The sequence below is a fragment of the Streptomyces sp. NPDC037290 genome (genome assembly GCF_055603245.1).
Genome location: NZ_JBVJVZ010000001.1, coordinates 591455 through 611682, shown reverse-complemented (window position 1 = coordinate 611682; position 20228 = coordinate 591455). Strand labels below are relative to the sequence as shown.

Annotated in this window: 19 protein-coding genes; 12 read left to right on the top strand and 7 right to left on the bottom strand. The window is 73.8% G+C overall.

Translation table 11 applies throughout. From position 1 onward, the window contains the following. Nucleotides 1-82: 82 nt before the first annotated feature. From ACZ7HQ_RS02800 to ACZ7HQ_RS02770, 7 genes are all read left to right on the top strand, one after another. Nucleotides 83-1291, top strand: a complete 1209-nt coding sequence (locus tag ACZ7HQ_RS02800) for a prenyltransferase/squalene oxidase repeat-containing protein (protein ID WP_470983752.1) — start codon at nt 83-85, stop codon at nt 1289-1291. Then, entirely contained in the window at nt 1288-1935 is a 648-nt protein-coding gene (locus ACZ7HQ_RS02795) for an SCO2322 family protein (protein ID WP_470983750.1), read from the top strand. The genes ACZ7HQ_RS02800 and ACZ7HQ_RS02795 overlap by 4 nt, the downstream gene beginning before the upstream one ends. Beyond that, nucleotides 1922-3019 carry an energy-coupling factor transporter transmembrane component T gene (locus tag ACZ7HQ_RS02790; protein WP_470983747.1) on the top strand — a complete coding sequence of 366 codons (1098 nt, stop codon included), beginning with the start codon at nt 1922-1924 and terminating at the stop codon, nt 3017-3019. The genes ACZ7HQ_RS02795 and ACZ7HQ_RS02790 overlap by 14 nt, the downstream gene beginning before the upstream one ends. Continuing rightward, nucleotides 3016-4761: an ABC transporter ATP-binding protein gene (locus ACZ7HQ_RS02785; protein ID WP_470983745.1), complete on the top strand. Its 1746-nt coding sequence runs from the start codon at nt 3016-3018 to the stop codon at nt 4759-4761. The genes ACZ7HQ_RS02790 and ACZ7HQ_RS02785 overlap by 4 nt, the downstream gene beginning before the upstream one ends. Continuing rightward, on the top strand, nt 4758-5579 hold the full coding sequence (locus ACZ7HQ_RS02780) for an ECF transporter S component (RefSeq protein ID WP_470983743.1): 822 nt from the start codon (nt 4758-4760) through the stop codon (nt 5577-5579). Before ACZ7HQ_RS02785 ends, ACZ7HQ_RS02780 begins: the two co-directional genes overlap by 4 nt. 332 nt (nt 5580-5911) lie before the next feature. Next, nucleotides 5912-6325: an aggregation-promoting factor C-terminal-like domain-containing protein gene (locus ACZ7HQ_RS02775; RefSeq protein ID WP_470983740.1), complete on the top strand. Its 414-nt coding sequence runs from the start codon at nt 5912-5914 to the stop codon at nt 6323-6325. A gap of 88 nt (nt 6326-6413) precedes the next feature. Beyond that, nucleotides 6414-7112 carry a YoaK family protein gene (locus ACZ7HQ_RS02770; RefSeq protein ID WP_470983738.1) on the top strand — a complete coding sequence of 233 codons (699 nt, stop codon included), beginning with the start codon at nt 6414-6416 and terminating at the stop codon, nt 7110-7112. A 93-nt stretch (nt 7113-7205) separates the two neighbouring features. Here the strand turns inward: ACZ7HQ_RS02770 and ACZ7HQ_RS02765 are convergent, their stop codons facing one another. After that, complete coding sequence (locus ACZ7HQ_RS02765; protein WP_470983736.1) at nt 7206-8441, bottom strand: cytochrome P450; 1236 nt, start codon at nt 8439-8441, stop codon at nt 7206-7208. A gap of 230 nt (nt 8442-8671) precedes the next feature. On the opposite strand from ACZ7HQ_RS02765, the gene ACZ7HQ_RS02760 reads away from it, so the two are divergent. Continuing rightward, nucleotides 8672-9841: a steroid 3-ketoacyl-CoA thiolase gene (locus tag ACZ7HQ_RS02760; protein ID WP_470983734.1), complete on the top strand. Its 1170-nt coding sequence runs from the start codon at nt 8672-8674 to the stop codon at nt 9839-9841. 12 nt (nt 9842-9853) lie between these two features. Here the strand turns inward: ACZ7HQ_RS02760 and ACZ7HQ_RS02755 are convergent, their stop codons facing one another. Next, entirely contained in the window at nt 9854-11374 is a 1521-nt protein-coding gene (locus tag ACZ7HQ_RS02755; protein WP_470983732.1) for a glycosyltransferase family 39 protein, read from the bottom strand. A 43-nt stretch (nt 11375-11417) separates the two neighbouring features. Next, entirely contained in the window at nt 11418-13475 is a 2058-nt protein-coding gene (locus tag ACZ7HQ_RS02750; protein WP_470983730.1) for a bifunctional glycosyltransferase 87/phosphatase PAP2 family protein, read from the bottom strand. A 330-nt stretch (nt 13476-13805) separates the two neighbouring features. On the opposite strand from ACZ7HQ_RS02750, the gene proP reads away from it, so the two are divergent. From proP to ACZ7HQ_RS02735, 3 genes are all read left to right on the top strand, one after another. Beyond that, the gene (proP, locus tag ACZ7HQ_RS02745) at nt 13806-15188 is read left to right on the top strand and encodes a glycine betaine/L-proline transporter ProP (RefSeq protein ID WP_470983728.1); all 1383 of its coding nucleotides are present in this window, start codon (nt 13806-13808) and stop codon (nt 15186-15188) included. A gap of 116 nt (nt 15189-15304) precedes the next feature. Beyond that, the gene (locus ACZ7HQ_RS02740) at nt 15305-16429 is read left to right on the top strand and encodes a DUF2330 domain-containing protein (protein ID WP_470983726.1); all 1125 of its coding nucleotides are present in this window, start codon (nt 15305-15307) and stop codon (nt 16427-16429) included. Nucleotides 16430-16475: 46 nt separating this feature from the next. Further along, nucleotides 16476-17147: an O-methyltransferase gene (locus ACZ7HQ_RS02735; protein ID WP_470983723.1), complete on the top strand. Its 672-nt coding sequence runs from the start codon at nt 16476-16478 to the stop codon at nt 17145-17147. A 19-nt stretch (nt 17148-17166) separates the two neighbouring features. Here the strand turns inward: ACZ7HQ_RS02735 and ACZ7HQ_RS02730 are convergent, their stop codons facing one another. Next, entirely contained in the window at nt 17167-17559 is a 393-nt protein-coding gene (locus ACZ7HQ_RS02730) for a hypothetical protein (protein WP_470983722.1), read from the bottom strand. A 99-nt stretch (nt 17560-17658) separates the two neighbouring features. Between ACZ7HQ_RS02730 and ACZ7HQ_RS02725 the strand changes: the two genes are divergently transcribed. Next, nucleotides 17659-18102: a DnaJ family domain-containing protein gene (locus ACZ7HQ_RS02725; protein WP_470983721.1), complete on the top strand. Its 444-nt coding sequence runs from the start codon at nt 17659-17661 to the stop codon at nt 18100-18102. On the opposite strand, the gene ACZ7HQ_RS02720 is transcribed toward ACZ7HQ_RS02725, so the two are convergent. The 3 genes from ACZ7HQ_RS02720 to ACZ7HQ_RS02710 all read right to left on the bottom strand — a co-directional run bounded on the left by ACZ7HQ_RS02720 (nt 18091) and on the right by ACZ7HQ_RS02710 (nt 20203). Next, nucleotides 18091-19062 (bottom strand): hypothetical protein, encoded by a 972-nt coding sequence (locus ACZ7HQ_RS02720; protein WP_470983719.1) that lies wholly within the window; start codon nt 19060-19062, stop codon nt 18091-18093. The genes ACZ7HQ_RS02725 and ACZ7HQ_RS02720 overlap by 12 nt on opposite strands. 5 nt (nt 19063-19067) lie before the next feature. Continuing rightward, nucleotides 19068-19721 carry a hypothetical protein gene (locus tag ACZ7HQ_RS02715; protein WP_470983717.1) on the bottom strand — a complete coding sequence of 218 codons (654 nt, stop codon included), beginning with the start codon at nt 19719-19721 and terminating at the stop codon, nt 19068-19070. 77 nt (nt 19722-19798) lie between these two features. Next, nucleotides 19799-20203, bottom strand: a complete 405-nt coding sequence (locus ACZ7HQ_RS02710) for a nuclear transport factor 2 family protein (protein ID WP_470983715.1) — start codon at nt 20201-20203, stop codon at nt 19799-19801. Nucleotides 20204-20228: the final 25 nt, after the last annotated feature.

The following is a 20228-nucleotide window of genomic DNA, read 5'->3' as shown; positions in this document are numbered from 1 at the left end:
ACCGTCGAGGTTTACGGAGCCGAGCCGCCCGGGGTGTCTCCCGTGCGCTGCCGGTTCCCCGCAGGAGAGGCAGTCGCCGACCATGAACGTCCGCCGCAGTGCCGCGGCTCTCGCCGCCGTAGGCGTGCTGGCCGCCGCCGCACCCGCCACGGCCGCCGGCCCGTCCCCGTCTCCGAAGGCCGCGATCCCGTCCGGGCTGTACGGCACGTCCGACCCGACCTACGACGGTGTGTGGCGCCAGTCGCTGACGCTGATCGCCCAGCGGACGCTCGGCTACCGGCCGGCCGCGAAGGCCGTGGACTGGCTCGCCGGCCAGCAGTGCGCCGACGGCGCCTTCGCCGCCTTCCGTGCCGCCCCCGCCAAGGCCTGCGACAGCAAGGTCATGGTGGACACCAACAGCACGGCCGCCGCCGTCCAGGCCCTGAAGGCGGTCGGCGGACACGACGACGCCGTCGGCAAGGCGGTGACCTGGCTGAAGTCGGTACAGAACAAGGACGGCGGCTGGGGGTACTCGCCGGGCGGGGTCAGCGACACCAACTCCACGTCCGTCGTCATCGGCGCGCTGAGCGCGGTCGGCACGGACCCGGCCTCCGTCAAGAAGTCCGGCAAGTCCCCCTACGACGTGCTGGCCGGCTATTCCATCGCCTGCGGCCGGACCGACGGCGGCGGGCTCGCCTACCAGCCGGACAAGAAGGGCAAGCTGGCCGCCAACGCGGACGCGACGGCGGCGGGCGTGCTCGGTGCGCTCGGCAAGGGGTTCGTCGTGGAGGCCGGCAGGAAGCCCGGCGACAGCGCGTGCGTCACCGGCAAGCACCTCACCCCGGCCCAGGTCGCGGACAACGCGGGCGCGCACCTCGCGTCGGTCGTCGCGGGGAGCGGCCACCTGATGTCCACCCTGCCCGGCGCCAAGACCCAGCCGGACTTCGGCAACACGGCGGACACCGTCGTCGCGCTCGCCGCGGACGGCCGCACCGAGCAGGCGAAGGCGTCGTACGCATGGCTGGAGAAGAACGCCTCCCAGTGGGCGGTGCAGAGCGGCCCCGCGGCCTACGCCCAGCTGATCCTCGCCGCCCACGCGGTCGGCGCGCAGCCCGGTGACTTCGGCGGCACCAGCCTGGTCCGGTCCCTCAACGCCCTGGGCCCCGCCCCGCAGATGGCGGCCGAGCAGAAGCAGAAGGCGAAGTCCGACGGCGGTTCGGGCTTCGGTGTCTGGTGGTTCGTCGGTGTCTGCCTCGTCGCGGGCATCGGCATCGGCTTCCTGCTGAGCGGCCGGAAGCAGCGGCAGCCGTGACCGCGGTCCGTCGCGCCGCGGGCCTGCTGTGCACGGCGCTGGTCCTGCTGGCCGGGGCCGGGCAGGCGCACGCCACCGGCTACCGCTACTGGTCCTTCTGGGAGCGGGCGGGCGGCCGCTGGACGTACGCCACGCAGGGCCCGTCGAACGTCCGTCCCGACGACGGCGCCGTGGAGGGCTTCCGGTTCGCGGTGAGCGCCGACTCGGCGGACGCGAGCCGGCCGCGCGGCGCGGCGGACTTCGGCACGATCTGTGCGGGCACCCCTGCCGGGGCCGGGACGAAGCGGGTGGCCCTGGTCCTCGACTTCGGCACCCCGGCGGACGCGTCGTCCGGCGAGACACCGCCGGCGCGTCGCACGGCCTGCGCGCGCGTGTCCGCCGACGCGACGACCGCGGAGGCGTTGGCGGCGGTCGCCAAGCCCCTGCGCTACGACACCAACGCCCTGCTGTGCGCGATCTCGGGGTATCCGGGCAAGGGGTGCGGGGAACAGGTTTCGGCGTCCACGGGCAGGAAGCCGGCCGGGAGGAGCGGTGGTTCGGACGGCGGGCCGTCCCTGGGTCTGCCGATCGGCGCGGGGATCGTCGTCCTCCTGGGAGGCGCGGCGGTGTGGCGGTTCCGGCGGCGACGCGATGACTCCGGCTGACTGCGGCCCGGCACGCCGGTCCGCTGTTCACCCCGGTGCCTGGTGGCTCTGGTCCCTTTCCCTCGGTACCGCCGCCACCCGCACCACCAACCCGCTTCTGCTCGCCCTCCTCATATCGGCCTCCGCCTACGTGGTGGCAACGCACCGCACCCACACCGCCACCTCCCGCGCCTACCCGGCGTTCGTCAGACTCGCTCTCGCCGTCGTCCTCATCCGCCTCTTCTTCGCGGTGGCGCTGGGCTCCCCCATCCCCGGCACGCACACCCTGCTCACCCTTCCCGAAGTCCCGCTCCCCCATTGGGCTCAGGGCATCCGCCTGGGCGGGAGGGTCACCGCCGAGGCGCTCGTCTTCGCCGCCTACGACGGGCTGAAGCTGGCCACCCTGCTGATCTGCGTCGGCGCGGCGAACGCGCTCGCCGGTCCCACCCGGCTGCTGAAGTCCCTGCCCGGTGCGCTGTACGAGACGGGCGTCGCCGTGGTCGTCGCCCTCACCTTCGCCCCGCACCTGATCGCCGACGCCCAGCGCCTGCGCGCCGCCCGCCGGCTGCGCGGCCGCCCGGACCGTGGCCTGCGCGGCCTGCTGCAGGTCGGACTGCCGGTGCTGGAGGGCGCGTTGGAACGCTCGGTGGCGCTCGCCGCCGCGATGGAGGCCCGCGGTTACGGCCGCACCGCCGAGGTCCCCGCCCGCGTCCGCCGTACGACGGCCGCGCTCACCCTCGGCGGTCTGCTCGGCGTGTGCGCCGGCACCTACGGGCTGCTCACCGCGGAGGGCGGCACGTACGGCATTCCGCTGCTGCTCGCCGGTGTGGCCGCGGCGCTCGCGGGCCTGCGGCTCGGCGGCCGGCGTTCGCTGCGCACCCGGTACCGCCCGGACCCCTGGGACGGGCGGGCCTGGCTGGTGGCCGGCTCCGGGGTCGCTGTGGCCGCGCTGCTCACGCTCGCCTCGGCCCGCGATCCGGACGCCCTGCACCCCGGTGTCGTCCCCCTCGTCGCCCCCGCCCTGCCCCTGTGGCCCGCGGCGGCCGTCCTGCTCGCCCTGCTGCCCGCCTTCGTCGTACCCCAGGCCCCCAAGGAGCCGTCGTGATCCGCTTCGAGGATGTCAGCGTGACGTACGAGGGTGCGGCCCAACCCACCGTGCGGGGCGTCGGCTTCGAGGTGCCGGAGGGCGAACTGGTGCTGCTCGTCGGGCCGTCGGGGGTGGGCAAGTCGACCGTGCTCGGCGCGGTGAGCGGTCTGGTGCCGCACTTCACCGGCGGCACCCTGAGCGGTCGCGTCACGGTGGCCGGCCGGGACACCCGTACCCACAAGCCGCGGGAACTCGCCGACGTGGTCGGCACGGTGGGGCAGGATCCGCTCGCCCACTTCGTCACCGACACGGTGGAGGACGAACTCGCCTACGGAATGGAGTCGTTGGGCCTCGCTCCGGAGGTGATGCGACGCCGGGTGGAGGAGACCCTCGACCTGCTGGGCCTCGCCGGGCTCCGCGACCGCCCCATCGCCACCCTCTCCGGCGGACAGCGGCAGCGGGTCGCGATCGGCTCGGTCCTCACCCCGCATCCGCGGGTGCTGGTCCTGGACGAGCCGACGTCGGCACTGGATCCGGCCGCGGCGGAGGAGGTCCTGGCGGTGCTCCAGCGCCTGGTCCACGATCTGGGCACGACGATCCTGATGGCCGAGCACCGCCTGGAACGCGTGATCCAGTACGCCGACCGGGTCGTCCTCCTTCCGGCCCCCGGCGAGTCCCCGATCGTCGGCGACCCGTCGGCGGTGATGGCCGTCTCCCCCGTGTTCCCGCCGGTGGTGGACCTGGGACGGCTGGCGGGCTGGTCTCCGCTCCCCCTGACGGTTCGGGACGCCCGACGCAGGGCCGCCGGCCTGCGCGACCGCCTGTCCGCAGCCGCGGACGAGCGTGGCTGTGCGGATGCCGGTGCGCGGGAGCCGGTCCCGCCCGCGCGGCACGGCCGCACACCGGTACGGCCCGCGCCCCCGGAGGACGGCAGTCCACGGCTGGACGCGGCGGCACCCCTGCGGCGCCTGCTGCGTCGCCGCTCCACTCCCGCACCGCCCCGGCCGTCCCGCATCGCCGACGTGCACGGCCTGTCCGTCCGCCGCGACCGCACCGACGCCCTGCGCCGGGTGGATCTCACCGTGGCCCCGGGCGAGACGGTCGCGCTCATGGGGCGTAACGGCGCCGGGAAGTCCACCCTCCTCGGCTCCCTGGTCGGGCTGGTGACGCCCAGCGCCGGAAGCGTCCGGGTCGGCGGCGTCGAGCCCCACCGCACCCCGCCCCCCGACCTCGTCCGCCGCGTCGGCCTGGTCCCCCAGGAACCGCGGGACCTCCTCTACGCCGACACGGTGGCCGACGAGTGCACGGCGGCCGACCGGGACGCGGGTGCCGAGCCGGGCACGTGCCGGGCCCTGGTGTCCGAGCTGCTGCCGGGGATCACGGACGGCACCCACCCCCGTGACCTGTCCGAGGGACAGTGCCTGGCGCTCGCCCTGGCCGTCGTACTGACCGCCCGGCCGCCCCTGCTGCTGCTCGACGAGCCGACGCGCGGCCTGGACTACGCGGCCAAGGCCCGGCTGGTGGCCGTGCTGCGCGACCTCGCCGCCGAGGGGCACGCGATCGTGCTGGCCACGCATGACGTGGAGCTGGCGGCCGAGATCGCGCACCGGGTGGTGCTGCTGGCCGAGGGGGAGGTGACAGCCGACGGGGCGACCGCGCAGATCGTCGTCTCCTCGCCGTCCTTCGCGCCGCAGGTGACGAAGATCCTCGCCCCGCAGCAGTGGCTCACCGTGGCCGAGGTGCGGGAGGCCCTCGGATGAGTGCCGCGCGGCTGCACGCCGTCCGTCTCGGCCCCCGCTCCCTCGCCGCCCTGGCACTGGTCAGCGCGGTCGGTGTGGTCGCCTTCTGCTGGCCCTTCCTCGCTCCGCCCACCTCGCGGCTGAGCGCCCACGCCCAGGACGCGCCCTGGCTCTTCGCGGGTCTGCTGGTGCTGCTGGTCGCGGTCGTGGCGGCGACGATCTCCGAGTCCGGTCTCGGGCCGAAGGCCGTGGCCATGCTGGGCGTGCTGGCCGCGACCGGGGCCGCGCTGCGCCCGATCGGCGCGGGGACGGCCGGGATCGAGCCGATGTTCTTCCTGATGGTGCTCAGCGGGCGGGTGCTGGGTCCCGGCTTCGGCTTCACGCTGGGCTCGGTGACGATGTTCGCGTCCGCGCTGCTCACCGGCGGTGTCGGGCCGTGGCTGCCGTTCCAGATGCTGTCGATGGGCTGGTTCACCATGGGCGCGGGGCTGCTGCCGGGGCCGGTGCGGCTGCGGGGGCGCGGCGAACTGCTGCTGCTGGCCGGTTACGGCTTCCTCGCCGCCTTCGCCTACGGCACGGTCATGAATCTGGCGGGCTGGCCGTTCATGGGCGCCGCCGCCTCGGACATCTCCTTCGACGCCCATGCCTCCGTCCCCGCCAACCTGGCCCGTTTCGTCGCCTACTGCCTGGCCACGTCGCTCGGCTGGGACCTGGGCCGGGCCGTCTGCACGGTGGCGCTGACCCTGGCCCTCGGCCCGGCCGTGCTGCGCGCGCTGCGCCGGGCCACCCGGCGGGCCGCTTTCGAGACCGCGGTCACATTCGACGAGCGCGGTGGGTGAGGCGTCGTATCCGCGTCGTGAGCGAGACGGTGAAGCACCCCACATGACGCAGGTCACCTACGATTCGGGGCCGTAGTCTCGAATGTCCGATACACCCCTTCCGGCACCCCTTCTGACCTGGGCATTGAGAGTCACGCCACAGAGCCGACGATTGCCGTCGATCCGGCCACAACTAGTAAAAGGGGGCATTGCGGACCGATTTCCCGGCTGCTTATCTGGACGACGTCGCCAGGCGCCACGAGCCCTCAGGGCCGCGGCGCCGACGCATGCGGCCACAGCGCGTGGTCCGTCCCATGCGGGCGATCCCCTGTCCCCGACGCAAGAGGTTCTCCGTGTCCGTCTCCTTCATCCGCCGCATCGCTTCCCCGAAGAAGGCCCTCACCGTCGCCGCCGTGGCCGCCGCCACCGCCGGTATGGCGCTGTCCGCGGCGCCCGCCCAGGCCGCCCCGGCCTCGGCCTCCTCCGCCCAGGCGATCGCGCACAAGATGATCCCGGACGCCGCGCAGTTCAACGCGTTCAGCAAGATCGTCGAGCGGGAGAGCGGCTGGAACCCCTCCGCCACCAACAGCTCCTCCGGCGCGTACGGCCTGGTCCAGGCCCTGCCGGGCTCGAAGATGTCCGCCGCGGGTGCCGACTGGAAGACCAACCCGGCCACCCAGATCAAGTGGGGTCTGGACTACATGAACTCCCGCTACGGCAGCCCGGTCAAGGCCTGGAGCTTCTGGCAGGCCAACGGCTGGTACTGAGCCGACACCGACGTCACCTGAAGGCGGCGGCCCGATCCCGGGCCGCCGCCTTCGGCGTGCCCCCGCCTGAGCGTGGTCAACTGGAGCGGTGAGCGCAGCGGAGGAAGCATCGGCGGCCCGGACGTACGGCCCCGGGGCGCGCGGGCTGCGGCTGGTCGTCGTGCTGCTGGCGCTGACCGTGGTGAGCGGGCTGATCGACGCCGTCAGCTATCTGGGCCTGGGCCGGGTCTTCACGGCCAACATGACCGGCAACGTGGTCGTCCTGGGCTTCGCGGCGGCCGGGGCGCCCGGCTTCTCCGTCCCGCACACGGCCACCTCTCTGCTGTGCTTCCTGCTCGGCGCGGTGGCGGGCGGCCGGCTTGCGGCCCACGTGGCAGCCGGCTCCCGGCGCCGCTGGACCCGGCTGACGCTGGCCGCGGAGGCGGCCCTGGTCGGCGCCTCGGCGGCGGTGGCCTTCGCCTGGCCCGACACCACCGGCACCCGTTACGCCCTGATCGCCCTGACGGCGTTCGCGATGGGCCTGCGCAACGCGACCGTCCGCAAGCTGGGCGTCGCCGACCTCACCACCACGGTCCTGACCATGACCCTGACCGGCCTGGCCGCCGAGTCCCGCCTCGGCGACGCCACCGGGCACCACTCACCGCGGCGCACGGCGTCGGTGATCGCGATGCTCGCCGGCGCCTGTCTGGGCGCGTGGCTGGTCCTCCACCACGGCCTGGGCACTCCGCTGCTGATCGCGGCGGGGGCGTCGGGCGTGCTGGCCGTGGTGGCGTCCGGCCGGGAGTGAGCCGTACGCATGCCGGACCTCGGGGGAGGCAGGAACGGGGCGTTGGGGTAGGGGTGCTCCTGCCTCCCTCGGGGTGGGCCGACCGCGGTCCGGTCAGCCGGTGGTGACCTGGAGTTCCTTGACGCCGTTGATCCAGGCGGAGCGCAGCCGGCGGGGTGCGTCGGCGAGCCGCAGGCCCGGCATCGCGTCGGCGATCGCGTGGAAGATCAGGTCGATCTCCAGGACCGCGAGGGACTTGCCGAGGCAGTAGTGCGGGCCGCCACCGCCGAAGCCGAGGTGGGGGTTGGGGTCACGGGTGATGTCGAAGGCGTCCGGGTCGGGGAAGACCTCGGGGTCGTGGTTGGCGGAGGCGTAGAAGAGGCCGACGCGGTCACCCTTCTTGATCGGGACCCCGCCCAGCTCCGTGTCCTCGGTGGCCGTCCGCTGGAAGGCGTTGACCGGGGTCGCCCAGCGCACGATCTCCTCGGCCGTCGTCGCGGGCCGCTCCCGCTTGAACAGCTCCCACTGCTCGGGGTGCGTCAGGAACGCGTGCATGCCGTGGGTGATCGCGTTACGGGTCGTCTCGTTCCCGGCCACCGCCAGCATCAGCACGAAGAAGCCGAACTCGTCGGAGTTGAGGTTGCCCTCGTCCTCCGCCGCCACCAGGGTCGTGACGATGTCGCGCGCCGGGCACCGCTTGCGCTCGGCGGCCATGTTCATCGCGTAGGCGATGATCTCGGCGGCCGACTGGGCGCCGACCTCCTCGGTGATGGCGTACTCGGGATCGTCGTACGCGATCATCTTGTTGGACCAGTCGAAGATCTTGGACCGGTCCTCCTGGGGTACGCCGATCAGCTCGGCGATGGCCTGCAGGGGCAGTTCGCAGGCGACCTCGGTGACGAAGTCGAAGGGACCGGAGCGGGCGCGGGCCCCCTCGACGATCGCCCGGGCGCGCGCCCGGAGCCGTTCCTCCAGGGCGCGGATGGAGCGTGGCGTGAAGCCGCGCTGCACTATCTGCCGCACCCGTGTGTGTTCCGGAGGGTCCATGTTGAGCAGGATCAGCCGCTGGGCGTCGATCGCGTCGCGCTGGATGTGCTCGTTGAAGCGGATGATCGCCGTGTTGAGGGTGGAGGAGAAGAGTTCCGGGTGCGTGGAGACGTACCTGACGTCGGCGTGCCGGGTCACGGCCCAGTAGCCGGTGTCGGCGAAGCCCGCGACGCCGTGCGGCTGCGGGATCCAGCGGACCGGTTCGGCGCGGCGCAGCTCGGCGAACTCCGGGAAGGGCACGCGGTGGTGCAGCAGGTCGGGGTCGGTGAAGTCGAACCCGTCGGGCAGCGCTGGACAGGGCATCGGCGACTCCCAGCCATCTGACGGTCCATCAGCGAGTGTCGTGAACGTAGTAACCGGTTCTAAAAGTGGCAAGGGGTACGGCACCCCCAATCCGTGCGGAGTTCGTGCAGATCGCGGCTTCGGCGCCTGCAAGACCCTTGCGGTGATGGACATCACGTCAGCAGACTGCACTCGGAACTAGAACGCGTACTAGTTCTGGAGGAGAGCCCTCTCGGAGAGGACCCGCACCCATGGCCGCCGAACCCGTGATCGTCGAAGCCGTCCGCACCCCGATCGGCAAGCGCGGCGGCGCGCTCGCCAATCTCCATCCCGCCTATCTCCTGGGCGAGACCTACCGTGAACTCCTCGGCCGCACCGGCATCCCCGCCGACGCGGTGGAGCAGATCGTCAGCGGCACGGTCACCCACGCCGGCGAACAGTCCATGAACCCCGCGCGCACGGCCTGGCTGACCATGGGACTGCCGTACGAGACGGCCGCCACGACCGTCGACTGCCAGTGCGGCTCCTCGCAGCAGGCCTCGCACATGGTCGCCAACATGGTCGCGGGCGGCGTGATCGACGTCGGGATCAGCTGCGGCGTCGAGGCGATGTCCCGGGTGCCGCTGGGCTCCGGCTCCAAGCACGGCCCCGGCAAACCCTTCCCCGACGAGTGGAACGTCGACCTCCCCAACCAGTTCGAGGCGGCCGAACGGATCGCCCGGCACCGGGGGTTGACCCGCGAGCAGGTGGACGCCCTCGGACTGCGCTCGCAGGAACGGGCCGCGATCGCCTGGTCCGAGGAGCGCTTCAAGCGGGAGACGTTCGCGGTCCAGGTCCCGACCACCGAGGAGGAGCAGCACGCCGGGCAGGGCATGTGGCGGCTGGTCGACAAGGACGAGGGGCTGCGCGACACGTCGATGGAGGCACTGGCCGGGCTGAAGCCGGTGATGCCGACGGCGGTCCACACGGCGGGCAACTCCTCGCAGATCTCCGACGGCGCGGCGGCGATCATGTGGGCGTCGAAGCGGATGGCGCGCGCCCTGAAGCTGCGGCCGAGGGCCCGGATCGTGGCGCAGGCGCTGGTGGGCGCCGACCCGCACTTCCATCTGGACGGCCCGATCGACGCCACGCGCGCGGTGCTCGGCAAGGCGGGGATGTCGCTCAGGGACATCGACCTCGTGGAGATCAACGAGGCCTTCGCCTCCGTGGTGCTCAGCTGGGCCCAGGTCTTCGAGCAGGACCTGGACAAGGTCAACGTCAACGGCGGCGCGATCGCCCTCGGTCACCCGGTGGGGGCGACGGGCGCCCGCCTGATCACCACCGCCCTGCACGAACTGGAGCGGGCGGACAAGGAGTTCGCGCTCATCACCATGTGCGCGGGCGGTGGTCTTGCGACCGGGACGATCATTCAGCGGCTGTAGCCGGAGGGTGCGTCAGGTGCGGGTCCCCGGCCGGCGCGCGCAGTGGCCCGGGCGGGCGTAGACGATCATCTGGGCACCGTGGACCCGGACGCGCTCGCACACCGCGAAGTGCCGTCGCAGCTCCTGCCGTTTGACCGTCTCCCGCGGGAGGGGGTCGAGCGGCGCGGGGGGGGGGGGGGGGGGGGGGGGGGGGGGGGGGGGGGGGCGCCCCCCCCCCCCCCCCCCGGTGCCGAGGTGCCGCCGGATCGTGCCGGCGGGCAGCTCGGTGCCCTGCAGCGTGCCCGAGTCCACCGGGGACTCGGCCAGGGCCAGATCGTGCAGGCGGCGGTACACGGAGGGGCTGGCCAGCAGCCACTCGCGCCGCCGGGCGGGCAGGAACAGCACACCGTCGCCAGGGCGCGCGGACCGGGCGACGGCCCGGGCGACGGCCAGGACGTCGTCCTTGCGGCTCTCCGGGGAGCGCACGAGCAGCGACCACGGCAGCAGCACCGCGACCGCGGCCGCCGCCCCCGTACAGAGCGTCGGGATCCGGGCGGCGGGGGCGAGCCGCTGCCCCAGCCGAAGCGCCCGGTCCAGCGCGGCACCGGCGAGCAGGGCCAGCCCGGCGGTGCAGTAGAGCACATACCGGTCGACGTACCAGGGTGTGGCCAGGGACACCATCATCAGCAGCCCCGCCGGGGCCACCAGCAGCGGCAGGGCCACCCGCACCAGGGCGGACCGGCCGGCGTCCCGGCCGTCGCCGGCCCCGCGCAGCAGCAGCCGGGCCGACGCGGCGCCGACGGCCACGACACCCGCGAACTGCAGCCACATCGCCGCGCTCGGCCGTCCCAGCCAGTCCAGTTGCCCCTCCGCCTGCCCGGCGCTCACCCACGCCAGGGGGGCGACGGCCACCAGCACAGCCGTCGCCGCCGCGCCCCAGCGCCCCCACACCCGGCGCGGCACCCTCAGCCGCCACAGGGTCAGCGCCTGGGCCGGCAGGACGAGGGCGGCGAACACGTTCAGCCAGCAGGCCAGGGCGAGCACCGCCGCACAGCCGGGCCAGCACCGCCGGCCGGCCGATTCCGTGCCGCGCAGGAAGAGGTACGTGGCCCAGGTGACGCCGGCCGTGACGAGCGCGTAGGACCGGCCCTCCTGGGCGTACTGCTGTGTGATCGGCAGCAGGGCGAGGACGAGGCCCGCGAGGACGCCGGACCGGCGGCCCGCCATCCGTGCGCCGATCGCGCCGACCCCCGCCGCCGCCAGGGCCGTGGCCAGCACCGAGGGCAGGCGCAGGGCCGGCAGGCCGCCGTCCCACAGCCCGAACACCGCGTGCATGAGCAGGTAGTACAGGCCGTGCACGGCGTCGGTGTGGGCGAGCAGGTGCCACAGCTGCCCGAGGGAACGGTGGGCCACCTGACAGGTGACCGACTCGTCGCGCCACATGCTGTCGCGGCGGCCGATCCCCCACAGCCCGAGCGCCGTCGCGGCAGCGGCCGGCAGGAGCGCGGGAGCGGCCCGCCGCAGGGCGTCGCCGCGCCGGCCGGGCAGGGGCACGGTGATCGGCGGCCCGGTGTCCCCCTTTGACGGGCGCGCCGGATCAGGATGCCGAGTGATGATGTCCTCCCGGGAGGTCGGGGGGCCGCTCGTACACGTGCGACGCAGGCGCTTTTCTCTCCCGGCCGGGCGCGGGCACGCCGGCCGCGCGCGGGCCGGTGAGCAGGTACGCCAGGCCGAAGCCCACGCCCACCACGACCGCGCCGCCCACGGCGTCGAGGATCCAGTGGTTGGCCGTGGCGACGATCGCCGACATGGTGAAGAGGGGGTGCAGCAGGCCCAGCGCCTTCATCGGCCGTCCGGGCGCGACGACGGCGATCACGATGCCGCACCACAGGGACCAGCCGAAGTGCAGCGAGGGCATGGCGGCGTACTGGTTGGTCACCGCGGTCATCACGCCGTAGTGCGGCTCGGCGAGGTCCTGGACGCCGTGCACCGTGTCGACGAAGCCGAAGCCGGGCATGAGCCGGGGCGGCGCGAGGGGGTAGAGCCAGAAGCCCAGCAGGCCGAGGGCCGTGGCGATGCCGAGGCTGGTGCGGGCCCACCGGTAGTCCACGGGCCGCCGGACGTAGAGGACCGCGAGGACGGTCAGGGGCATCGCGAAGTGCAGGGTCTCGTAGTAGAAGCTCAGGAGGTGGTTCAGCCACGGCAGTGCGACCACCGTGTGGTTGGCCCAGTGCTCGATGTCGATCGACAGGGCGCTCTCGAGGGAGTGGACCTGCCGGCCGTGCGCCTCGGCGGTTTCCCGGCTGCCCCTGACGGCCAGCCGCACCGAGGAGTAGGCGGCGTAGGTGACCCGGATGAGCAGCAGCTCCAGCAGGAGGTTGGGCCGCGTCAGCACCCGGCGCACGAAGGGCAGCAGCGGGACGCGGCGGAAGCGGGCGGGGACCTGGGGGGCGCACTCCGTCGGGACCGGCGTCCGGTAGGAGGGGGAGGTGCGGGACAGGAACGGTACGGCCGTGGCGGCGGCCAGGGCCGCGAGCAGGACCAGATTGTCCCGCAGCGGGTACAGCGCCGGCATGTCCGGCAGCATCGTCTTCGCCGGGAGGGTGGTGACGAGGACGACGGCCACCGGCCAGGCGTACCGGTCACAGGCGCGTTCGCCGACCCGGCCGACCATCGCGAGCAGCACCCACAGCAGCTGGTGCTGCCAGGCGGTGGGGGAGACGGCGACGACGGCGCAGCCGGTGAGGGCGACCGCGAGCAGCAGCTGGCCGTCGTGGGCGCAGCGGACGGCGCGGCGCAGGGCGAGCGCGGCGACGACGGCGCCGAGCACCAGGAAGAGGGCGATCTCCGGCGGGCCGGTCAGCCCGAGGCGGAGCAGAGCGCCGTGCAGGGACTGGTTGCCGAGGGCGTCGGCCTTGCCGCCGAGGCCCACGCCGGCCATGTGGTGCACCCAGTAGGTGGACGAGTCGTACGGCAGCGCCGCCCAGGCGAGCGCGGTGCAGGCGGCGAAGGTGCCGGCCGTGGAGGCGGTGGCCCTGCGGCGGCCCGTGAGCCACAGCAGCGGGGCGAAGAGCAGCATGGTCGGCTGGAGCGCGGCGGCCAGGCCGATGCACAGGCCGCTCTCCCGCTCACCGTGTACGGCGAAGCAGCCGAGCAGGACGAGCAGCACCGGGATGATGCTGGTCTGGCCGAGCCACAGCGCGTTGCGGACCGGCAGCGACAGCATGAGCAGGCTGATCGCGACCGGTGCGGCCAGCAGGGAGGTGCGGCGGCCGGTCGGCTGGGGCAGCGCGCGGGCGGCCACCAGGCCGAGGGCGACGACCAGCAGCAGGGTGCCGAAGGTCCAGCCCCAGCCGAGGGCGGCCTGCGCGGAGCGGGTGAGCGGTTTGAGGACCAGACCGCCGAACGGGGTGCCGGTGAACCGGGTCGAGTCATAGATCGAGCCGTTCACGTGCAGGACGCCCCGGGGGCCGACCCAGGTCTCCAGGTCGGTCAGGCGCTCGCCGCGCGGGGTGGTGAGGGCGACGGCCAGCTGCCGGGCCAGGAGGACCGTGGCCACCGCCCACAGCGCGAGCCGTAGGGCACGCAGCCGTGCCCCGGTCGCGGCCCTTGCGAGGGTGTCCGCCGGTCGCCCACCGCGCTGAACGTTCGCCACGCCTCGTCGGCCTCCCGCGGGCTACCCACGTTTCGCCCGAGATCTTCCCCCTCTGTACACCTATCTTCCTTTTGTCCGGATGACGATAGTCGGCGGCGGGCCCGGTTGCCCGTCCGGGACGCGAGAAGGATCACAACGACGGACCGGAATGCCCGGCCGGAAGCGGGCAGACGTGCCTGCATGCGCCGCATTTAGCTGCACTGTGCAGCTACTCGTGTGCGTGACGTAAAGGGCCGAACGCCGCCTATGGTCACTTTTCGGCCCGTTTTCCGGCAGTGTCGCCGTACGGACCGCGCCCCTGTCCCCGTCGAAAGGTAGGCGAGCCCCGTTTTGGCGACCGCCACAGCCGTCTCCCCGTCCCTGAAGACCGGGCGGGCCACTCCGGCCCGCGACGTCACCGTCACCGACCCCGCACTCGTCAAGCGCGCCGTGAAGGCCGCCGCGCTCGGCAACGCGATGGAGTGGTTCGACTTCGGTGTCTACAGCTACATCGCGGTCACCCTGGGCAAGGTCTTCTTCCCGTCCGGCAACCCGACCGCGCAGCTGCTGTCGACGTTCGGTGCCTTCGCGGCGGCCTTCCTGGTCCGGCCGCTCGGTGGCATGGTCTTCGGCCCGCTGGGCGACCGCGTCGGCCGCCAGAAGGTCCTCGCCCTCACCATGATCATGATGGCGGCGGGTACGTTCGCGATCGGCCTGATCCCCTCGTACACGTCGATCGGCGTGGGCGCCCCGCTGCTGCTCCTGGCCGCCCGGCTGGTGCAGGGCTTCTCCACGGGTGGTGAGTACGCGGGCGCGTCGACCTTCATCGCCGAGTACGCGCCGGACAAGAAGCGCGGGTTCTTCGGCAGTTGGCTGGAGTTCGGCACGCTGGCCGGTTACATCGGCGGTGCGGGTCTGGTCACCGTGATGACCGCGCTGCTGTCCTCGCACGACCTGGTGTCGTGGGGCTGGCGCATCCCGTTCCTGATCGCCGGTCCGATGGGCATCATCGGCCTGTACCTGCGGATGCGGCTGGAGGAGACCCCGGCGTTCGCGGCGGAGGTCGAGAAGGCGGAGGCCGCCCGGCCGAAGGTGCCGCTGCGCGAGATGGTCTCGGGCCAGTGGAAGGCGCTGCTGCTGTGCATGGGCCTGGTGCTGGTCTTCAACGTCACCGACTACATGCTGCTGTCGTACATGCCGAGCTACCTCACGAGTGAGCTGAAGTACGACGAGACGCACGGTCTGCTGGTCGTGCTCGGCGTGATGGCCCTGATGATGATCGTCCAGCCGTTCGCCGGCGCGCTGACCGACCGCGTCGGCCGCCGCCCGGTGATCGCGGCGGGCTGCGCGGGCTTCCTGTTCCTGTCGATCCCGGCCCTGCTGCTGATCCGCCAGGGCAGCCTGCTCGCGGTCGGCCTGGGCATGGCCGCGCTGGGGCTGCTCCTGGTCTGCTTCACGGCGGCGATGCCGGCCGCGCTGCCCGCCCTCTTCCCGACGCGGGTGCGGTACGGGTCCCTGTCCATCGGGTTCAACGTGTCCGTGTCCCTGTTCGGCGGGACGACTCCGCTGGTCGTGACCGCGCTGATCGGGGCGACCGGGAACATGATGATGCCCGCGTACTACATGATGGCCGCGGCCGTGATCGGCGGGTTCGCGGTGTGGCGGATGGCGGAGTGCGCGGGGCGGCCGTTGCCGGGTTCCGCCCCCGCGGTGGAGCAGCGGCAAGAGCCGTAAGGGCTCCTCGCCGCTGCCGGGTGCGGGCGGGCCGTGCTGATCGCGCAGGTCCCCGCGCCCCCGGCGGGGTCGCGGCGCACCGGAACCGATCACACGGGCGGCACGTCTGTTGCCCCGTGACACGCGCCCGCATCCTCGCCCTCGTCCTCACCCTCCTCGGCATCCAGCTGAGCTGGCTCATCGCCCCGGCCTACGCCTGCGGCTGCGGGGCGATGGTGCCGGACCCCGCGGCCCGGATCTCCGTCGCCGACGAGCAGTCCGTGCTGCGCTGGGACGGCCGCCAGGAGCAGATCGTGATGCGGCTGACCGTGAACGGCGACGCACGGCACGCCGCCTGGATCATGCCCGTCCCGCACCGCGCCGGCGTCCGCCTCGGCGACCCTGCCCTCTTCGACCAGCTGGCCAGGGCCGTGCAGCCCGTGCACCGCACGCGGTACCACTTCTGGCCGAGGAACGGCGACTGGCCGTTCGACAGCCACGACACCACCGCCGGCGCCCCCGCGCCCTCCGCGGCCGGCGCCGTCGGCGTGGTCGACCGGCAGCGGCTCGGCCCCTTCGACGTGGCCCGGCTGACCGCCACCGACCCCGCCGCCCTCGGCGACTGGCTGCACACCCACGGCTTCTCCCTGCCCGCCCGGCTGAAGACGGCCCTGCAGCCCTACGTCGACCGGCACTGGCAGTACGTGGCCGTCCGGCTCGCCCCGGACACGGCCGGCGCCGCGCTGCACGGCGCGCTGGACCCGATCCACCTCACCTTCCCGGCCGGCGCCCCGGTGTACCCGATGCGGCTGTCCCGGCTGGCAAGCGTCCCGCAGTCGCTCGGCCTGTACGTCCTCGCCGCCCACCGCATGCGGACGCGCTCGGCGATCGGCGGACTTCAGCCCAGCGTCGTCTTCGCCGGCCGCCTCCACGCGCCCGGCCACAGCAGCCTGGGCGAACTGGCCGCCGGGACGCCGTACCTGACCGCGCTCGCCCAGCGGTTCCCGGACCCGGCCCGTATCTCCGGCGACCACGAGCTGCGCCGGGCGGCCGCCGACACCCCGGTCCAGCAGGTGGTCCACGACGACCGGCTGCGCGAGATCGCCGGGGTCCCGGCCTGGCTGCTCACGGCCGGCGGCGGTCTGTTCCTGTCCGGTACCGCCGTCGCCCTGGCCGTCGTACGGCGCGCGCGGCGGCCGGTGATTCCGCCGCCGCCCGTACAGCCTCCGCCGCCGGTCACCCCGTCGGCGCCCCGCGGCTGAGACGATGCGGGGGGAAGGGCAGACACTCGGGAAAGGCAGCAGGAGCATGAGCGACTCCCAGCTCTGGGACGACGTCGACGCGTACTTCACCAGCCATCTGGCACCCGACGACGAGGCGCTCCGGGCGGCCCTGCGGGAGAACGACGCCGCCGGGCTGCCGCAGATCGCCGTCACGGCGGCACAGGGCAAGTTCCTCCAGCTGCTCGCCCAGGTGCAGGGCGCGCGGCACATCCTGGAGATCGGCACACTCGGCGGCTACAGCACCATCTGGCTGGCCCGCGCGCTGCCCGAGGACGGCAGACTCATCTCGCTGGAGTACAACGCCAAACACGCCGAGGTGGCCACCCGGAACCTCTCACGGGCGGGCCTGGACCGGATCGCGGAGGTGCGGGTGGGCCCGGCCCTGGAGTCGCTGCCCAAGCTCGCCGACGAGAACCCGGCCCCGTTCGACCTGGTGTTCATCGACGCCGACAAGGCCAACAACGCGCACTACGTGGAGTGGGCGCTGCGGCTCACCCGCACCGGCAGCCTGATCGTCGTGGACAACGTGGTGCGCGGCGGCCGGGTCGTCGATGCCCGCAGCACCGAGCCGGACGTCGTGGGCACGCGGGCCGCGATCGAGCTGATCGCCTCCCATCCGCGGCTGAGCGGAACGGCGATCCAGACGGTCGGCAGCAAGGGCTACGACGGCTTCGCGCTGGCCCGGGTACTGGCCTGAGCGGTCCCCGGGTCCCGGCTCAGACCTCGTGGTAGAAGCCGACGTTGACGCTGCGCGGCGCGGTGCGGTCCTGGACGACGATCTCGCCGGCCCCGCCGCGCGGCAACCGTACGGTCGAGCCGTAGCCGACGGACTGCGCGTACTCCCCGACCACCAGCCGCACTTCGGCGGAGGGCTCGGCCTGGGAGCCGCGCAGCCAGCTCACCTGCCAGACGCCGTCCGGGCCGCACAGGAACTCCAGGTGCGCACGGGAGACGAACAGCCAGTCCTCGGGGGTGACCAGCCGGCACACGGACGCGTCCCGGCCGATCCGGAGCACGGCGCCCGGTTCGCTGGGCGCGTCGGCCATCGTCATGCCGGCCGTGGCGCCCGCGTCGGCCCCCGAGACGGTGGCCATGGTGAGTTCGAGCACGCGCGTTCCCCCTGTGACGTCCTTGCGCGGCGGCCGGATTGGCGTACCGCCGCCGCATGATAGAACGCCCCGCCGGGCCGCGTCCGGCACAATGGGGTCATGACCGAGCGAAAGCCACCGGGTGTGCCGTTCGAGTCCTGGGTCGACAAGCAGATCCGCGACGCGCAGGGGCGCGGAGAGTTCGAGCGGCTGCCGGGGACGGGGGAGCCGCTGCCCGCCGAGCTCGACTCCGTCTACGACGAACTGTGGTGGGTCAAGCGGAAGATGGCGCGCGAGGGCCTGTCCGTGCTGCCTCCCGCCCTCGCCCTGCGCAAGGAGGCCGAGGACGCGCTCGCGGCGGCCTACGCGGCACCCTCGGAGCGGATCGCCCGGAAGCTGATCGAGGACGTCAACGTCAAGATCAAGGACATGATGTTCAAGCCGCCGCCCGGTCCTCCGCTGGGGAAGAAGCCGTACGACGTCGAAGAGGTCGTACGCGAGTGGCGGCGGCTCAGAGCCGCCGCCAGGGGCGAGGTGCCGGGGCCGGGGGCGTCACAGGTGTAGCAGCCGCCCGGCCAGCTCCCGGTAGTCGCGCAGGGCCAGCCTGAGCTGCTCGGTGTCGGTCTCGGAGCCCGGGCCACGGTCCTCGGAGGCCTCCCAGGAGCGGCGCAGGGTACGCCGCCGCGTGGCCACGGCCTCGTCGAAACGCGCCACGAGCTCCTCCAGCGCCCGGTCGGCCTCCTGGACCGCGCCCCGGGGCTCGTCCACGAATGCCGCGGTCAGCTGCCGTATGCGCTGCTCCCAGCGATCGGTCTCGTCGTGCGGCAGCAGCGGGGCGCCGGCACCGGAGGGCGAGGCAGTCTGCTCACCGACGCCGGAGCCGCCGGCAGGGGACGGCGCACCCGCGGGTACGGCGGTCCCGGCCGGTGCCGCGCTCCCGGGCGCGGTGGGGCCGGTGGACCCCCGCGGGCCGCCCGGTGCCGCCGGCCAGGTGTCCGGCGCCGGGGACTCGGTCGAGCGCGCCTCACGGGCGCCCGTCTCCCCGGAGAACGGAACACCCAGCCCGTCGTCCGGCATCTCGTCCTCCCCCGCCGTCCGCCCCTCACCGGGCAGCCCGGCCTTGCCCGTCATCCCGCCGCCGCCCGTCCTGCGCCCGGCGCCGGGCACCCCTGTCTCCCCCGTGTCGGAGGCCAGGTCCTCGGTGCCGGGCCGCAGGCCCTCGGTGCCGGTCCCGGTGTCGTACCGGGACCCGGAACCCGCACCGGCGGTGACTGCCGGCCCCGGTGGGCGCGCGGGCGTGTCGTCGGGGGTGCGGTCGTCCGCCGTCAGGCCCTCTCTGCCGGGGCCGGCCGTGCCGGGGAGGCGGGAGGGCGGGGGCTCACCGGGCAGGCGTTCCTCCGACCGGGGCTCCCTGGGCGTGCCGCCTTCCGGCACCGCGCCCTCCGGGGACCGGTCCTCGTCCGGTGGCTGGGTGAAACGGCCGGCGGGGCGCTCCCCGCCGGGGCCGCTCGTCCTGTCCGACATGACGGTCAACTCTCCTTCGGTCGGCCCTTGTCGAGGGCCCAGGGAGTGTGGGAGTGGCCACCGGCACGGGTCGCGCGGTGACGGCCCGAATCCCGCGCCGCGGGGTGGGTCAGGTCGTCGAAGAGGGCGTGGGCGCCGACGAGCGCCATCCGCATCTCCTCCGTCCCGGAGCCCGCCTCGGTCACCCCGTTCCTCGGCCCGGAGCGGGCCACCCGGTGCACCTGCCGGTAGCCGTCGACGTGGTCGGCGTGGTGCACGGACAGCGCGGCGAGCTGCTCCTCGTAGTGCCCGCCGTCCGGGTAGCCGCGCGCGGCGGCGAGTTCCGCGAGCAGCCGGTCGGCCTCGGCCACCGCCTGCCGCGGCGATTCGACGAAGTGTTCCTGCACGGCCGTCCAGCGGGCCTCGTACTGCTCGCGCCCGGCCGGGTCCAGCGGCTGTTCCCGCAGGTCGCCGTGGCGTTCGACGCGCTCGGTCAGTTCCCGTTCGGCGGCCTTGGTGTCGCCGTCGTGCAGGGCCACGCTCCGCTCGTACTCGGGCCCGAAGCGCCGCTTGAGGGCGGGACCGCCGCGTCGGCCCCGGCCGCGCAGGAACGGGAGGGCGGCCGCGCCGACGACCACGACCGCCACGATCACGATCAACACGATCATGCCAGTGGACATGGTTGCCTTCCGATCGGGCCGGCCCCACTGGCCGGCTCCCCTTTCGGGTCACCCGGAAGGGGAGCCACAAACGGCGGTCAGTCGGCGAAGCGGCGCACCCCGGTCACCGACCACACCGCCGCGATCCGGCCGTCCGCCACCTCCAGCAGGTCGATCCCGCTCTTCTGGGCGCCGTCCGGGAGGGTCACGTACCAGCAGCAGGCGACCCGGCCGAGCGCGCCGTCCACCAGCGGCGTCCCGTCGACGGCGTACCGCAGCCCGGGCCGCTCCTCGCGGAAGGCCGAGACCAGGCCGAGGATCCCGGCGGGGCCGTACACCTCGTCGGTGACCGCGCCCCTGTCGGGGTCGTTGGCGAAGCGGATGCGGAAGTCCGGCGCCAGGAAGGACTCAGGGTCGCTGAGGTCGCCGTTCCACAGGGCGGTCCAGCGGTCGAAGAGGGCGATGCCGGTGGCGGGGGTGAGCGGTGTCGTTGTTGTCGTCATGTGCGCCAGCCTCCGCCCGGGCCGC

Excerpts from the sequence above, each read along its gene's own strand:
- ACZ7HQ_RS02735 (WP_470983723.1), top strand. The coding sequence starts at position 16,476 with ATGAGCGACTCCCAGCTCTGGGACGACGTCGACGCGTACTTCACCAGC.
- ACZ7HQ_RS02800 (WP_470983752.1), top strand. The coding sequence starts at position 83 with ATGAACGTCCGCCGCAGTGCCGCGGCTCTCGCCGCCGTAGGCGTGCTG.
- ACZ7HQ_RS02780 (WP_470983743.1), top strand. The coding sequence starts at position 4,758 with ATGAGTGCCGCGCGGCTGCACGCCGTCCGTCTCGGCCCCCGCTCCCTC.
- ACZ7HQ_RS02760 (WP_470983734.1), top strand. The coding sequence starts at position 8,672 with ATGGCCGCCGAACCCGTGATCGTCGAAGCCGTCCGCACCCCGATCGGC.
- ACZ7HQ_RS02790 (WP_470983747.1), top strand. The coding sequence starts at position 1,922 with ATGACTCCGGCTGACTGCGGCCCGGCACGCCGGTCCGCTGTTCACCCC.
- ACZ7HQ_RS02710 (WP_470983715.1), bottom strand. The coding sequence starts at position 20,203 with ATGACGACAACAACGACACCGCTCACCCCCGCCACCGGCATCGCCCTC.
- ACZ7HQ_RS02720 (WP_470983719.1), bottom strand. The coding sequence starts at position 19,062 with ATGTCGGACAGGACGAGCGGCCCCGGCGGGGAGCGCCCCGCCGGCCGT.
- ACZ7HQ_RS02715 (WP_470983717.1), bottom strand. The coding sequence starts at position 19,721 with ATGTCCACTGGCATGATCGTGTTGATCGTGATCGTGGCGGTCGTGGTC.
- ACZ7HQ_RS02765 (WP_470983736.1), bottom strand. The coding sequence starts at position 8,441 with ATGCCCTGTCCAGCGCTGCCCGACGGGTTCGACTTCACCGACCCCGAC.
- ACZ7HQ_RS02725 (WP_470983721.1), top strand. The coding sequence starts at position 17,659 with ATGACCGAGCGAAAGCCACCGGGTGTGCCGTTCGAGTCCTGGGTCGAC.